Consider the following 15,980-nt stretch of genomic DNA (forward strand, 5'->3'; position numbering starts at 1 on the left):
CCGGTATCGATTCTTGGAGTGAATTTCAGCCACTAGGTGTGATGGCGGGTATTACGCCGTTTAACTTCCCCGCGATGGTGCCACTGTGGATGTATCCCATGGCGATTGTTTGCGGTAACACCTTTATCCTCAAACCGTCTGAACGTGATCCATCATCCACGCTTTTTATCGCTCAGTTGCTGCAAGAAGCGGGTCTGCCTAAAGGCGTGATCAACGTGGTTAACGGTGATAAAGAAGCGGTGGATGTACTGTTGACCGATAGTCGTGTTAAAGCCGTGAGCTTTGTCGGTTCTACGCCGATTGCGGAATATATCTACAGCACGGCCAATGCCAACGGTAAGCGTTGTCAGGCACTGGGTGGCGCGAAAAACCATGCCATCGTTATGCCCGATGCGGATATGGATAACGCCGTTAACCAACTGTTAGGCGCGGCCTTTGGTTCTTCGGGTGAGCGTTGCATGGCGCTGTCTGTTGCGGTTGCTGTTGGTGATGCGGCGGCAGATACCCTGGTCGCGAAAATGAAAGCGGCAATGGAGCCACTTAAAGTGGGTGCCTACAGCAACAGCGAAAACGACTTTGGCCCGGTTATTACCCGTGCTCATCAGTTAAAGGTGAACGGTTTTATCGATAGCGCCGAAGCGGATGGTGCGACGGTTGTGGTCGATGGTCGTAACCCGGTCGTTGATGGTTTCGACAATGGTTTCTTTGTTGGCGCGACGCTGATTGATAATGTAACCCCGAGCATGTCCAGCTATGAAGCGGAGATCTTCGGCCCAGTATTACAGGTGGTCCGTGCGAATACCATGGAAGAGGCGATGCAGCTGATCAATGACCATGAATATGGCAATGGCACCTGTATCTTCACCCGTGACGGTGAAGCGGCGCGTTACTTCTCAGACAATATTCAAGTAGGTATGGTTGGTATTAACGTACCGTTACCAGTACCGGTGGCGTACCACAGCTTTGGTGGTTGGAAGCGTTCATTGTTTGGTGATCTACACGCTTATGGTCCAGATGCCGTACGTTTCTACACTAAACGTAAAACTATCACCCAGCGCTGGCCTTCCAGTGGTGTGCGTGAAGGTGTTTCGTTCGCCTTCCCAAGCTAAGGTGGTAATGAGTCAGTAGGGCAATCCTGCTGATTCATCTGTCAAAGAGGCACTTTAATGAGTGCCTTTTGAGGATCTTCGATTAACCGGTAGCCGTTCACGCGGCTACCGGTTTTTTGTGTCTGATGATGAGCTTCATGGCCGGTAATGAACAGTAGATCAACCTGATGAATACCCGCTTAGAGTGTCGAATATAATTGTTTATGAATTATATTCACGTATTATCAAATATAAACCATTTTCATTCATGATACGGTGCGGGTATAAAATAGCCTCAGCTATAAAGCCTAGACACGATTGCCGTTGATTCTTGGCGAGCCCCCACATATCAAACAATTGTGGCGGCGACTCGCTGGAGAAACCGGAATAAAAATTGAGACTGTCTAGAAATAGCAAGGAATAAGCTCAGGCTTTATCTCAGACATTAGGGTGCTATTACAATGAACACAGACTTTACCTTTACGATTAAGAGCATAGGCTTCGATGAGAACTATCGCCCGTTAGAGAATACGCGTATCACGACCAATTTTGCGAATTTGGCGAGAGGCGAGAGCCGTCAAGAGAATTTGTGCAATACCTTAAAGATGATTGATAACCGTTTTAATGCTTTGGCGCATTGGGATAATCCCAACGGAGATCGTTATTCTGTCGAACTGGATATTATTTCTGTTGATATGGACATTGAAGGCAATGGTCAGAGCTTCCCCGCCATTGAAGTGTTGAAAACAAACATTGTTGATCATCAAACCGGTGAACGTATCGAAGGTATTGTTGGCAATAACTTCTCCTCTTATGTGCGTGACTATGACTTTAGCGTGTTGTTGATGGATCATAACAAGAACCAGCCCAAATTTACTGTGCCAGAGAACTTTGGCGAGCTACACGGAAAGCTCTTTAAATATTTCGTGAATTCGACGGCTTACCAGCAGCATTTTAAAAAGCCACCGGTTATTTGCCTCAGTGTGTCTGATAACAAAACCTATTATCGGAAAGAAAACCAACATCCTGTTTTAGGCTTTGAGTACCAGCCAAATGAGCCATCGTTGACTGAGCAATACTTTGAAAAAATGGGCTTGCAGGTTCGTTATTTCATGCCTTCAAATAGCGTTGCGCCGTTGGCCTTTTACTTCTTTGGCGATTTACTCAACGATTACACCAACCTCGAGCTGATCAGCACGATTAGTACGATGGAGACCTTTCAGAAAATATACCGACCTGAAATTTATAATGCCAACGCGGTGGCAGGCCAACGCTACCAGCCTAAGTTGAAAAATCAGGACCACTCAGTCACTCAAATTATTTATGACCGAGAAGAGCGAAGCCAATTAGCCAATGCGCAAGGGAAGTTTGCTGAAGAACACTTCATCAAGCCCTACCAAACCGTGCTGGAACAATGGTCCGCTAATTACGCTTAAGCGCTACCTACAATCATCTACTTACACAGACGGCATGACTTATTATGAAAACATTATTACCGACTTCAACGGCAGGCAGCTTACCTAAACCTATTTGGCTGGCGGAACCTGAGACACTTTGGTCACCCTGGAAACTGCAAGGTGAGGAATTAATCGACGGTAAACACGACGCCTTACGGGTGGCATTACAAACGCAACAACATGCCGGTATCGATATTGTCAGTGATGGCGAACAAACGCGGCAACATTTTGTGACGACCTTTATTGAACACCTTGATGGTGTTGATTTTGAAAAACGTAAGACCGTTAAAATTCGTGATCGTTATGATGCGAGTGTACCGACGGTCGTTGGCCCTGTTCAGCGCCGCAAGTCGGTCTTTGTGGAAGACGCTAAATTCTTACGCCAACAAACCCAACAACCGATTAAATGGGCGCTGCCAGGCCCCATGACAATGATCGACACCTTGTATGATGATCACTATAAAAGCCGTGAGAAACTGGCTTGGGAATTTGCCAAAATTCTGAATCAAGAAGCTAAAGAGTTAGAAGCGGCGGGCGTCGATATTATCCAGTTTGATGAACCTGCCTTTAATGTTTTTTTTGATGACGTTAATGATTGGGGGATCGCGTGTTTAGAGCGAGCCATTGAGGGGCTAAAGTGCGAAACGGTGGTACATATTTGCTACGGCTATGGCATTAAAGCCAATACCGATTGGAAAAAGACATTGGGGTCTGAGTGGCGACAATATGAAGAGGTGTTTCCTAAACTGCAAAAATCGAATATCGATATTATCTCATTAGAGTGTCACAACTCTCATGTGCCGCTTGAGTTACTGGAACTTATTCGAGGTAAAAAAGTGATGGTAGGGGCTATTGATGTGGCAACCGATACCATTGAGACCCCCGAAGAGGTCGCTAATACTTTACGAGAAGCGCTCAAGTATGTTGATGCTGACAAGCTCTATCCATGCACCAACTGTGGCATGGCACCTTTATCGCGTGGAGTGGCAAGCGCCAAGCTTGATGCTTTAAGGGCTGGCGCGGAGATTGTTCGACGCGAACTCTTGGCCTAAAAAGTGACTGGGTCAGGTGTTGCTTGTTGCCTCTTGACCCGCTTTGTTTCTTATCAGATTAAACGTGCTTGTTGGTGATGCGTACAAAAGCGTGTGCATAATCTCTAAACCGTTCAGACGGGCCATCGTTATGTTGGTGGTGCGTTATTCAAAGCCCCTTCGGTATAGAGGCGCCGGGTGATGGCCGCGCCGATACCGTTAGCGGCGCCGGTAACAAGTGCGATTTTACCTTGGATACCTTTCATTGTTTTGCTCCTAAGGTCTGAGACTTTTTAACATTAAAAAAGCACATCAGCAAAAGCCCGTGGGATGCGGTATGGGCCTCAGTGCGACGTTGATGTGCTAGGCGTTCGTAAAAAAGGCAGCGATTACCGCTGCCAACGTGTCATAGAGCTAGCTTAGATGATGGACCTCTTGCAGTCCGTAAACCGGCGTGTCGATACCCTCCATGCGGGCTTTAATTTGCAGCGATAGGTACTGTGAGTAGTGGCGGGACTGGTGTAGATTGCCGCCATGGAACCACAATGCTTCTTGCTGAGTTGGCTTCCACATGTTGCGTAATTCACCCTCCCATGGGCCTGGATCTTTCGCGGTATCGGAGCCTAAGCCCCAACATTTACCCACTTTGTCGGCGACTTCTTGGGAGATGATTTTAGCGGCCCAGCCGTTCATCGAACCAAAACCGGTAGCGTACACAATCAAATCTGCTTCTAGCTCTGTACCATCGGTAAGAACAACCGATTTCGGTTTTACTTTGGCAATTGATACCCCGGATTTGAGTTTAATTTCACCGTCGGCAACGAGATCGGATGCACCGACATCGATGTAATAACCCGATCCACGACGTAGGTATTTCATGAATAGCCCTGAACCGTCTTCACCAAAGTCGAGTAAGAATCCCGCATCGGTTAGGCGTTGGTAAAATTCGGCATCGCGCTCTGCAACGGCTTCATAGGCAGGAATATGAAATTGCGGCATGATCTTGAACGGAACCGAGCCAAAGGTGAGGTCGGCTTTATAGGTCGTCATACCATTTTCAACCGCTTCTTCAGAGTACAAACCGCCTAGCACTAGCTCCATTAACGAATCTGATTTGATGATGTGTGTCGAAGAGCGTTGAATCATGGTCACATCGGCATCGTTTTCCCAGAGGGCACAGCAAATATCATGGGCTGAGTTGTTACCGCCCAGCACGATGCATTTTTTACCTTTATAGGCTTCGCCACCGGGGTGCTGGCTCGAGTGATGTTGCTCGCCTTCAAAGGTATCCATGCCCGGAATATCGGGCATGTTGGGAATGCCGGACATACCGGTTGCCAGTATCAACTGTTTAGGGTGTAGCGTTAGCTTTTCGCCATCGCGATCGACTTCTACCGTCCACTCTTGCTTATCCTCATCATATTTTGCGCGTGTGCAGCGGGTTGATCCCCAGTAATTTAGTTCCATGACCTTGGTGTACATTTCGAGCCAATCCCCCACCTTGTCTTTAGGGGTAAATACTGGCCAGTTTTCAGGGAAAGGTATGTAAGGCATATGGTCATACCAAATAGGGTCGTGCAGCGAAAGCGACTTATAACGATTACGCCATGTATCACCCGGCTTAGGTAACGCATCAATCACGATGGTGGGTACTTCTAATTGTCGAAGGCGTGCGCCTAACCCGATCCCGCCTTGTCCGCCACCAATAATTAAGCAGTAGGGCTGTTCGGTGTAGCCTAAGTTAGCTTCTTCATGCTGACGTTTTTCGAGCCACGTTTGGCGGTTTTTGTTCGCGCCGTGTTCAGCACCTTTGGGACGTAATTTGTTACGCTTTTCGGGAAAATCTTTTAGCTCCGTCATGGTGGTAAGGAAGGTCCATGCGAGTCCATCGCGTAACCGCACATAGGCACGACCTTTCGCTATGTTCGTTTCGAAGGTAATCCAAGCATCGACTACGCCATCGGTTTCAGTGGCGTCTTCTTCAACTTGCCAGTTGCTCGGTGCAGCATCGGTCATGGTGGCGGTGAGCATGTCGCTGATAGCGTCACGGCCTTCCATGGTTTTAATGTTCCATGTAAAGGCGACTAGGTCGCGCCAGTATCCATCTTCTTCAAATAAAGAGACGGCGTCGGCGGGTGATGTAGAGCTGAGTGTAGCGGCTAACTTTTCCACCCATGCGACAGCGTCAAGTGTGGGTTTATGAGTAGCGGTTAGTGCGGTATGGGTCATATTTATCTCCAGTGCAGTTTGTTTTTTTTGTGCTGCGTTGACCTAGGAGATAAAGCAGCAAACGTGCCAGTATCAGCAGTTTTAATTTTTATAAAATATAAGTATTTGAATTATATGGTAAGTTTTTGGTTATTTGCTCTGTGTTGAGTGAGATAAGTTAAATTTGAGATTCTCGCTGAGTGTTACAGCTGTAATGCGAACACATAACAGCTGTAACGCTGGATGGTCGTGAACGTTACAGGTGTAACGCTTTTCAGTTAACGATTTTATGCGGCTTGCAGCTACACCATTGATCGAATTTGACGACCGAAGGTGAGGTTAGATACATGCCTGAAAGAAGTATAGAAAACGCCTCTTGTCAGCGGTAGACTCGATGGGATCGTGAAATAAAAATAACAGTCACGGGCTAGGAATAGGCATGAATAACGCAAGCCAACGTCGTCATATCGATACCATACTCAGCTATGGCGGGCATGAGTCAACCAATAAACGTTACTCGCCCACCCATGAGTTGATTGGGCGTTCGTGGCAACGCTGTTTATCAGAATATGGTTTAGATCCGAGCCAGCCAAGGCCGGCGCGCATCGTCACCCATCAAACATTACGTGAGCATCAAGATTCGGTGGATGAGTTTTTGAACGTCGCGCGTGCCGGTGTCGAACAGCTGTACACACAAATTTCTGGCCTTGGATACGTACTGTTATTAAGTGACCATCGGGGGATTACCGTTCAGTTTTTAGGTAATAAGCATGATGATGACCGCTTGCATAAAGCAGGGCTTTACTTGGGGGCTGATTGGAGTGAGCAATATGCTGGCACATCGGCAGTAGGCACCTGTATTCAAGAGCAGCAAGCACTGACTTGTCATCGTGTAGATCACTTCGATAGCTCCCATATCAGCCTAACCTGCACGGCGGCACCGATTAAAGATCCATCCGGGCAGTTGTTGGCGGTATTGGATATCTCTGCATTAGACTCATCCCGTACCCCTGAAAGCCAAAACTTTGCCTTACACCTAACGCAACTGTATGCCCGTCTGATTGAAGATGCTTATTTCTTACGGCGCTATCGCCATAGTTTGATTTTTAAGTGTGATCAATCCCGTGAGCTGGTTCAGGTCAATGGCCAGTTATTGTTTGCCTTAGATGAGCAAGGCAATATCCTGGCGGCTAATACCGCGGGTCGCGCTTTGCTGGCGCAATATCAGCCCTTCGCAACCGATTCGACTTCATTACCGGACTTATTGGAGTGCCAGTGGCGGGATATTTTATCTATCACTTACGAAAGCAAAGATGGCGTCCGTGCGTTTCGGGTAGCAGGCTCTCAGCAAATGTTATACGGCATTTTGATTGAGCCAAGGACGAATACCTCTAGCCAGTTGAACGTATCAGAAGTGTTAGCCTCACAAGAGGAGTCAGTCCCACCGTTAGATAAGCTGTGTGCTGATGATCCTGCTATGCGGCAAACGATTAGCTTAGCTAAGCGGTTACGCCATCGTGATGTTAGCCTGCTTATTTTAGGTGAAACGGGCACAGGTAAAGAGGTGCTGGCTAAAGCCATTCATGCAACCAGCCATCGGTCGGATCAGCCTTTTATGGCTGTTAACTGCGCCGCTATCCCTGAATCATTAATCGAAAGTGAGCTGTTTGGTTATGCGCCGGGTACTTTTACCGGAGGCCGAGTAAAAGGTGCAAAGGGCCTGATTCAAGAAGCCAATGGCGGCACACTCTTTTTAGATGAAATTGGCGATATGCCGTTACAGCTACAAAGTCGTTTATTACGGGTATTAGCCGAAGGGCAGGTGTTACCCCTTGGGTCATCACAGCCAGTTAATATTGATGTCCGTGTTCTTGCGGCCACGCACTGTAATCTGACGCAGCTGATTGCTGACGGACTGTTTAGAGAAGACCTTTACTATAGGCTAAACGGCGCAACATTAAAGCTATCCGCTTTAAAAGCGCGGGTCGATAAGCAGTACCTAATCAAGTTGCTGTTAAAGCGTATCAACCCCGCTGCTCGACTCCGCGCCGATGCGATGAGTGCGTTACTGGCCTACTCATGGCCAGGTAATATTAGGCAGTTAGTTAACACGCTTACGTTTGCCGAAGCTGTCTGCAAAGAGGGAGAGATTACCGTCCACCATTTACCGGAAGAGTGCATTGCCGGGCGACTGGATAAACCGACTCTTGCTTTATCAGTGCAATCACCAACCCCTCATTACGCATCAACAGTGTCGCCAGAACCCTGGTTGGATCCTTTGTTAGATAAGGTTGATGCCATCTCCGAGCAGCAAACACTAATTGATAGGCTCCGTCAGCAGCGCTGGAACATTTCTGCTGTTGCTAAACAGTTAGGGGTATCTCGGCCGACGGTTTATAGACGAATGAAAAAGCTTGGGATTAGCTTGCCGAGGGATGTTTAGCTATTCTCTAATCAAGATTTGCATCGATTTTTACTTTATGAAAAACTGCTTAAAAACACAGTACAAGGATGTACCGTATGAACTTTCTTCTTATTGGCAAACGATGCCAAGCTATTGCTGTCCCTCTCAATTGTAAGCGCAGCGCATGGCCTTCGGGCTTCAGGCTAAACCGCAATTGCCTTATGTCTTTTCATGCTCTGGTGCTGCTCATCACTCTATTGATGACTGCTCTTGGTTTGGCTGATAAAAGCTTTGCTGATAAACCTAAACTACAACTCGCAACGGTCTACCATGCTGGCCTCGATGTACCTCAATATTGGGTGAGTGAAAAGCTCGATGGTGTGCGAGGGTATTGGGATGGTCAGCAGCTTTTAACACGACAAGGCTACCGGATAGATGCGCCGGATTGGTTCACCGAGGTTTTACCCGAACAGCCCCTGGATGGTGAGCTGTGGATCGGGCGAGGGCAGTTTGCTGCGGTGTCCGCATTGATCCGACGTAGCCATATCGACGGGTCGCAGGATGCCTTGAATGGCTGGCGGCAGGTCAAGTTTATGTTATTCGATCTGCCCCGATTTCCCGGCACCTTTAGTCAGCGTTTAAAGCAATTACATCAGCTCGTGGACAGGGTCGATCGGGACTGGATTCAGTTGATCGAACAGCGGCGAGTGTCAAGTGATAGCGAGCTAATGGCGTGGTTAGAACGGGTGGTTGCTGAAGGCGGCGAAGGCTTGATGCTGCACCATCAGAATGCGCGGTATCAAGCGGGGCGTAGCGATCACCTGTTAAAGCTGAAACGATGGCAGGATGCGGAAGCTAAAGTGATTGGGCACCAGCCGGGGAAGGGGAAGTATGTGGGTATGCTCGGTGCATTGTTAGTTGAAACGCCGACGGGTATCCGTTTTAAACTGGGCAGTGGCTTTACCGACCAACAACGGCAGAACCCACCGGCCATTGGTAGTATCGTTACCTATAAATATACCGGAGTGAGTGCAAAGGGTGTGCCTCGGTTTGCCAGCTTTATGCGGGTGCGTCAGCCGTGAGTGTTTATTGGCTTGTTATTCTGTGATGCCTAAGGGCGAGTTGGCATAGTCGCGTTGCTTCTACGGATTGCCTGCCCTTGGGCTTGCCTTGGTGATCATCTATCTATTTTTAGGTATCTGATATTGTCTATTTCTATTCTATAATGATGCGGTTATTGCCGAGCGTAACAGTTGTTACGGGGCACCTATGTCGGATTATTACGGACGCTATCTTATGAAGGCTGTTTCACTTGCTGAGCTTGAGCAACAGTATCCGCAAGGCTTCTGTCAGTCTCTTTCTATGTTCGGTGCTTTGTCTAATGAAAGTTTGCAGTTTTTACTGCAGCAAGGGGAGCTGTTATCGGTGCAGCCGGGTGATCGCCTATTCAGTATTGGCGATGTCTCTGAGCAGTTTTATGTCATTATCAAAGGTGGAGTGCGGTTTTATCAGCATCGCCCTGAAGATGACGTGAGTGTGCCTATGCGTCTCTATGCCGAGGGCGAGCAGATCGGTTTTGTTGGGATGATTGGCTTGCATGCCCGTCGGGGTGATGCCGTTGTCGAAAACGAGGGGTATCTGCTTAAAATCAGTACCGAACTGTTTCACCGGCTGTGTGAGCAGTATCCTGAGATGTTTATGATCTTCCTGATCAATATCACTCGCGAGATGAGCCGTGAAATCAGTCATCTTGATCAAATGTATGCCGATAAAAACTGACGATGGTTATTTCTTTTACGACCTCTCTCTTTGCTGAATAAGTGACGATGAAACTCACTCGATGAGTTCCGTTGATTGTTGAGTTAACAGGCCGATTATTCAACTCTGGACTATTATCAAACTATTGTTCGATTTTTGATCAGCTTAGGTTCGAAAGCCTAAGCTGTTTTAAAAACGGATGACTATCTATCTGATCATTGTTTCACTGAGGTTCAATAAGCCCGTTTCTATCAACCAGCCCTAGGGGGTAAGCGTCATGGAACAGCAACAGTTTTTAGTGGATGAACTGGATAAAAAAATTGAGATGTTTCGCGACAACTCTCAGTCCCATAAAGCCTTACATCGACGCTTGCGCTACGGCTCCTTTGGTCTCACCGCGATGTTGTCGCTGCTGTCCGGGTTAGCGCTTTATCTGCCAGCGTATGCCACCCATCTGAATGTCGCTATTCTAGTTTTCTCTGGTACTGCCGGTATTCTCGCGTCCCTCGAGGGGCTGCGTAAGGCGGATGAACTGTGGATTCATGAGCGGACCACTTATTACACCCTGTGTGATTTAAGGCGTGAGCTGATGTTTCAGATTAAAAGCCAAACCTTGAAGGCCTCAGAGCTTGAGGTGTTTTTTGATCGACTGCAAAAAGTATTGAATAACTCGGCCGAAAAATGGAGTTCTGGCATTGTGCAGGGGCGACAAGGGGATATCGTTCCGGCGGAATAGGGTCGTAAGCGCCGGACTATGGATAAAGCTGCTTGTTGTTATGGCTTTGGTGATACCGAGGTACTCTGATCGAGCGGCTCTAGCGTCACGCGTCCTCGGCGGCCTCCGAGTTCAGAGATCAACATGGCAGCGATAATCATACCTGCACCCACTAACCCCAATGTGCCTAGTTGTTCGTTTAGGAACAACCAAGCGGAGAGGCAAGCAAACACGGGTTCGGTGGCAAAGATCAGCGCCACCTGATGCGAGGCGAGTATCTGCTGACAGGCCGATTGTGCCCAGTAGGCATAGGCCGTGCCCAGTAGGCCGGTAATCAACACCGCACTGATAATCAGAGGGTTAGTGGCGAGGTCCTGCCAACTCAAGGGGGGTGAATCCGAGTGATAAAATGCGGGCTCAGGGCTAATCCAAGCAGCAATACTGCTATACAAAGCCACGGCCAGTAGCTGGAGGATGCTCAAGGGCATCACCGGGAGTGAATCGACGAAGCGGCCGGTCAGCAAAATATGAATGGCAAAGCCAAATGCACAGACCAATATGAGAGTGTCACCCCGGTTGAATTCCAGCTTATCACCCACGGTTAACAGATAGAGCCCTGCCGTGGCGATCACCATGCCGATCCACACCGCCGTGGCGGCCTTGATACGAAATAGCAGAAAGCCTAGCAACGGCACTAACGGCACGTTTAAACCGGTAATAAAGCCAGCATTAGACACCGAGGTGTAATGCATGCCCTCTGTCTGAGTGTAGAAACTGACAAACAGCAAAAAACCGAGCAGGGCGCTGGCGCCACAAAGCGGTAACCAGCGAATGTTGACCAGTTGCTGTCGGTTAAACCAAAGCAGGGGGATCAGTGATAAGCCTGCTAATAAGAAACGGATGGCATTAAAGGTGTGTGTAGGTATCTCTTCAATAGCTAGATCGATCAACACAAACTCCGCGCCCCAGATAAAACAGACGAGCAGGAGTAGCAGTTGTGCTGTGCGTGATGATCGGATAAGCATGGGAAGTCCTTGTCGATAAAGCTAGTTAGTCAGTTTTGCCTGCATCGTTAAGCGGGTTAAACCGTGAGACCCTATGGGTTTAAACAATGGAGACCGAAGTCTCCATGAAACGATGCTACATTCTACGTTAGGCCAGCATAAATCCCAGTGTTACCAGACAGATAAAAGCGATAACGGCGCCAATTAAGGCGTAGGGGATCTGGGTCAGCGCATGTTGCATCGGGGTACAGCCTGACCCTTGGGATGACAGTACTGTCGAGTCACTGAAGAAACAGGCGTGACTACCAAAAGCTGAGGCGGATAGCAGTGCGCCTACGGTGAGCGGCATCGACATATCCATGCTAATGGCCATAGGGATAACGATGGGTAGGGAGACGACAAATACACCCCAGCTAGAACCCGTCGCAAATACCACCATCGCCATCGAAGCAAACACGAGTGCGGGTAACATCTCTTTCGATAGGAAGGGGGTCAATGAGTCGATGATATAAGGGGTTAGGCCGAGTTGATCGTTGATCTCTTTGACCATAAAGCCCGCACAGACGACCGCAATGGGGTGTAGCATTACCTTAAAACCATCCAACATCGCATCCACGAGCTGAGCAAAAGAAAGCAGTCGCTGCCAGAAGTAGAGCACCATGGTAAATATCGAGGCAACCAGTGCGCCTAGCAGTAAGTCGATATCGTAATAGACGCTGGCGGCGACTAACACGGCCATCGGCAACAGGAAGTTTAATAGGCCAATGATCGGTGCGGTTTTCTTTAGCTTAGAGGTATCGAAACCATCTTGCTGAATCCCATCGGGGATGGGCTGACCTGCTTGGGCGCGCTGTTCGGTTTGTTTCATTTCGCCAAAATCACCGAGTATCCCTAAGGCCACTAAAAACACCACCAACAGTGCCGCCCAGCCATACACCATATAAGGAATGGCTTCGATATAGAGAGACATACCTTTGCCTTCGGCTGCGGCGCCGTTTTCTTCCAGCAAGGCGGCAAAGTAAACCGCCCAGGTTGAGACTGGTACCAGAATACACACCGGTGCAGCGGTAGAGTCGACTAAAAAGGCCAGTTTTTCTCGGGAGATCTTATAGCGGTCGGTGAGGCTTTTCATCGACGCAGAGACTGCCAGCGAGTTCAGGTAGTCATCGATAAATACCATAATACCGAGGCTACAGGTGGTGAGCATGGTGCCGCGCTTGGTTTTAATCCGTTTGGCCAGAAGCTCGCCAAAGCTGAGTACGCTGCCACCCCGTTCTAGCATATTGATCAGGCCGCCCATCATGCCGCATACCAGCACGATCCAGGCGATGGTTTCATCCATGACCACCGACATTGAGAGGTCGCCCAGTCCACTGACAACATTACTGGGGTCGAGCAACAGCAAGCCTGCAATAATACCGGCGAAGATAGATTCCAGTGGTTTCTTGGTGATTACCGCCACACATAGAATGAGCATGGCGGGCAGTAGACTGTAAAAGCCATAGGGTTCGCCGTCGACATGCTGGGTCGAAAGGTAGGCAAAAAAGGCCATAATCGCGCTAAAAAAAATCAGCCATTTTTGTGGGCTGCCTTGGCGATTAACGGGCGTATCTGGGGTGTTGTTTGGCTTGATAGCCATGGTGTCGAGGCTGACAGCCGGGCCGATCTCAGTACTCATATGGCACCTTTTTTTATCGTTATAAATTGATGGTGTAAAGCCTGAATCCCCAATATCTCACGGTATTGAGGACCCATAAAAGGGTGAATGCTGTGCTAGTCGCAGGGCGTGATTGAATGACAGCACGATGTTGGCACGGGGCTTCAAGCATTTATATGCATCAAAGACCGCGTGCCGAGGCTGATTAGATACCCAGTTTGTCACGCAGGGTGTAATACCATGCGCCCATGGCGGTATAGGGGATGCGCAGCGCCCGTCCACCGGGGAAGGGGTATTGCGGTAAACCGGCAAAAATATCGAAGCGTTCTGCCTGACCTTTAATGGCATCGCAGAGTACTTTACCCGCTAGGTGCGAACTGGTGACACCGTGGCCGCTGTAGCCCTGAGCGTAGTAAATATTCTTGCCGATACGACCAAACTGTGGCAGACGCATCAGTGTCAGTAGGAAGTTACCGGTCCAGGCATAATCGACCTTAACGCCTTTCAATTGAGGAAAGGTTTTCAGCATGTTCGGCACAATCAATGATTCGATCTTATCCGGTTCTCGTGCGCCATAGGTAACACCGCCGCCATAGATCAGCCGGCCATCACCGGAGAGACGGAAGTAATCGAGTAGATAGTTACAGTCCTCAACACAGTTGTCCTGTGGCAAGAGTTCGCGCTGTTGCGCTGCACTCAGGGGCTCAGTGGTAATCACCTGAGTGCCACAAGGCATCGCTTTTTGTTCCAGCTTGGGAATTAAACCGCCCAGATAAGCGTTACCGGCGACAATCACAAAGTCGGCGGTAACGGAGCCTTTGGCGGTATGTAACACCGCTTTATCGCCTTCATCGACACGGGTAACCGCCGAATCTTCATAGATCACACCACCGAGGCTCTCTAGTGCTGCAGCTTCACCGAGTACCAAATTGAGCGGGTGAAAATGGCCGCCGCTCTTATCCAACAAACCGCCTTTATAACGGCTGGAACCTACGTGATCGCGGATGCTATCGGCGGTGAGCATTTCTAATTGCTGATGACCATGAGCTTCCCAGAGCGCCTTCTTCTGTTCCATCTCATGTAGCTGTCGGTTATTACAGGCGGCGAAGATACCGCCTTCCTTCAAGTCGCAATCAATTTGATACTGCTTAACGAGGCGACGGATGATCTGCCCGCCTTCGAAGGCCATTTTACCCATTTCTCGGCCGGTTTCGTGGCCGTAATGTTTTTCAATAAAATCGATATCACGGCTATAGCTGTGAACGATTTGGCCACCGTTGCGGCCTGATGCGCCAAAGCCGATGCGGCTGGCCTCTAATACCACCACCTTAAAGCCCTGTTCGGCAAGGTGTAATGCGGATGACATACCGGTGAAGCCAGCGCCGATAATGCAGATGTCAGCGCTTATATGTTGGTCCAACGGTGCCCGAAGCGCTTTGTCGTTAGCGGAAGCGGCATAGTATGACGTAGTGTGAGATGGAGCTGCCATATAAAAAACCTGTATTACGGACCCCGTAGGGTGTTGCTGATATTAACCGGGCGCTCTACCGCCCAGCCTTTTAGTGAGGCTATACGATAATATTTTGTTGGCTCGGGAGGCTATACCTACCAGGGGATAGATCAGTATTGTGCAGTTAATAGGGCGGGGCGTTTTCGGCGTTTTTATGGATGATTCTGATTGAATGGAGAAACATATCCCGTGCTCTATTCGGCTGGGCTGACTTTTTGGTAATGACAGCAACCCCTAGACGGAAATGTTTGACCTGTTGCGCCACCGCCTTTAAGAGCCCTTTTTTGATGTAGGGCTGGGCGACTTTTTCCGGCAGAAAGCTGATATAGCAGCCAGATAACAGCATCGCGATACGGGATTCGTAGTGATAGGACGTACTCGCAAGGTTCATCTGAGCCAGTTGATGATAGATCTCTTCGTGGGGCTTAAGGCCAGCATGTACCAGTTTATAGCTGTTGATCACCGATTCAGTTATCTGCTCTTCGGGTAGGTTGAAGAGGTGGTGGTCTTTACCGCAATAAACATAGTTCTCATCGGTGAAAAGATGGATATAATTCAGCCCCTCAAATTTACGATGGTAGGGGATCATCGCGATATCGAGCTGATTATTGAGCACCATCTTTTCCATCATTTTCATATGATCGACTTCAACCTGCAGTTCGACATCCGGTGCTTGTTGGTAAAAATGGCGAAAGATTTCCGGCAGTTTGAAGCGTGGATCGGTACTGAAAGTGTCGCTCAGCGCAATTCTGAGCTTGCCGGCGGGGTGTTCGCCGAGATTATTAATGGTGCTGCGAAAGCGTTCGAGGTTATGTAGCAGGTGGGAGGTTTGATCGAATACCACTTTACCTTCTGGGGTGAGGCTAAAGCCCGCGCGGCCCCGTTTACAGAGAGTGATATTGAGGCGTTTCTCCAGCGCGGCAATATGATTGCTGATCGTCGGGCGGCTGATATTGAGTTCGGCCTCTGCTGCCGAAAAACCGCCGCACTCCACCACTGATTTAAAGATCTTGAGTTGCTTGATTTCAATATCGCCCAACTGGCCAAGTGCAAACTTCGTCATATCCGAAACCCTCAGTTAATCAGTGGTGCGATGAATGATTCATTCGTTCGGTTTTTTATACCTAATAATGAGTGATACGTAAAGA

General features: G+C 48.8%; 12 protein-coding genes. 7 read left to right on the plus strand and 5 right to left on the minus strand.

Annotation, left to right across the window (positions count from 1 at the left end; genetic code table 11):
- The 3 genes from mmsA to ACN0T0_RS09140 form a co-directional block, all read left to right on the plus strand.
- Positions 1 to 1,109: CoA-acylating methylmalonate-semialdehyde dehydrogenase (gene mmsA / locus ACN0T0_RS09130; RefSeq protein ID WP_417225299.1), on the plus strand; the 1,109-nt coding region annotated here is incomplete at its 5' end.
- Positions 1,110 to 1,549: 440 nt separating this feature from the next.
- Entirely contained in the window at positions 1,550 to 2,524 is a 975-nt protein-coding gene (locus ACN0T0_RS09135; protein WP_417225301.1) for a DUF1852 domain-containing protein, read from the plus strand.
- A gap of 44 nt (positions 2,525 to 2,568) precedes the next feature.
- Positions 2,569 to 3,597, plus strand: a complete 1,029-nt coding sequence (locus tag ACN0T0_RS09140; RefSeq protein WP_417225303.1) for a methionine synthase — start codon at positions 2,569 to 2,571, stop codon at positions 3,595 to 3,597.
- 393 nt (positions 3,598 to 3,990) lie between these two features.
- On the opposite strand, the gene ACN0T0_RS09145 is transcribed toward ACN0T0_RS09140, so the two are convergent.
- Positions 3,991 to 5,805 (minus strand): NAD(P)-binding domain-containing protein, encoded by a 1,815-nt coding sequence (locus ACN0T0_RS09145; protein ID WP_417225305.1) that lies wholly within the window; start codon positions 5,803 to 5,805, stop codon positions 3,991 to 3,993.
- 418 nt (positions 5,806 to 6,223) lie between these two features.
- On the opposite strand from ACN0T0_RS09145, the gene ACN0T0_RS09150 reads away from it, so the two are divergent.
- From ACN0T0_RS09150 to ACN0T0_RS09165, 4 genes are all read left to right on the plus strand, one after another.
- Positions 6,224 to 8,227 carry a sigma-54-dependent Fis family transcriptional regulator gene (locus ACN0T0_RS09150; RefSeq protein ID WP_417225307.1) on the plus strand — a complete coding sequence of 668 codons (2,004 nt, stop codon included), beginning with the start codon at positions 6,224 to 6,226 and terminating at the stop codon, positions 8,225 to 8,227.
- 182 nt (positions 8,228 to 8,409) lie between these two features.
- The gene (locus ACN0T0_RS09155; RefSeq protein ID WP_417225309.1) at positions 8,410 to 9,270 is read left to right on the plus strand and encodes a DNA ligase; all 861 of its coding nucleotides are present in this window, start codon (positions 8,410 to 8,412) and stop codon (positions 9,268 to 9,270) included.
- Positions 9,271 to 9,457: 187 nt separating this feature from the next.
- Entirely contained in the window at positions 9,458 to 9,967 is a 510-nt protein-coding gene (locus tag ACN0T0_RS09160; RefSeq protein ID WP_417225311.1) for a Crp/Fnr family transcriptional regulator, read from the plus strand.
- A gap of 256 nt (positions 9,968 to 10,223) precedes the next feature.
- Positions 10,224 to 10,682 (plus strand): SLATT domain-containing protein, encoded by a 459-nt coding sequence (locus ACN0T0_RS09165; protein ID WP_417225313.1) that lies wholly within the window; start codon positions 10,224 to 10,226, stop codon positions 10,680 to 10,682.
- Between the two features lie 38 nt (positions 10,683 to 10,720).
- Here the strand turns inward: ACN0T0_RS09165 and ACN0T0_RS09170 are convergent, their stop codons facing one another.
- The 4 genes from ACN0T0_RS09170 to ACN0T0_RS09185 form a co-directional block, all read right to left on the minus strand.
- Positions 10,721 to 11,686: a DMT family transporter gene (locus tag ACN0T0_RS09170; protein WP_417225315.1), complete on the minus strand. Its 966-nt coding sequence runs from the start codon at positions 11,684 to 11,686 to the stop codon at positions 10,721 to 10,723.
- A gap of 127 nt (positions 11,687 to 11,813) precedes the next feature.
- A complete protein-coding gene (locus tag ACN0T0_RS09175; RefSeq protein WP_417225624.1) occupies positions 11,814 to 13,217 on the minus strand; it encodes a Na+/H+ antiporter NhaC family protein in 1,404 nt (467 codons plus the stop codon).
- A gap of 310 nt (positions 13,218 to 13,527) precedes the next feature.
- Positions 13,528 to 14,811, minus strand: a complete 1,284-nt coding sequence (locus ACN0T0_RS09180; protein WP_417225316.1) for an NAD(P)/FAD-dependent oxidoreductase — start codon at positions 14,809 to 14,811, stop codon at positions 13,528 to 13,530.
- A gap of 145 nt (positions 14,812 to 14,956) precedes the next feature.
- Positions 14,957 to 15,895 carry a LysR family transcriptional regulator gene (locus tag ACN0T0_RS09185; protein WP_417225318.1) on the minus strand — a complete coding sequence of 313 codons (939 nt, stop codon included), beginning with the start codon at positions 15,893 to 15,895 and terminating at the stop codon, positions 14,957 to 14,959.
- Between the last annotated feature and the right edge of the window lie 85 nt (positions 15,896 to 15,980).

The sequence above is a fragment of the Amphritea sp. genome (assembly GCF_048266285.1).
Lineage (GTDB): Bacteria > Pseudomonadota > Gammaproteobacteria > Pseudomonadales > Balneatricaceae > Amphritea.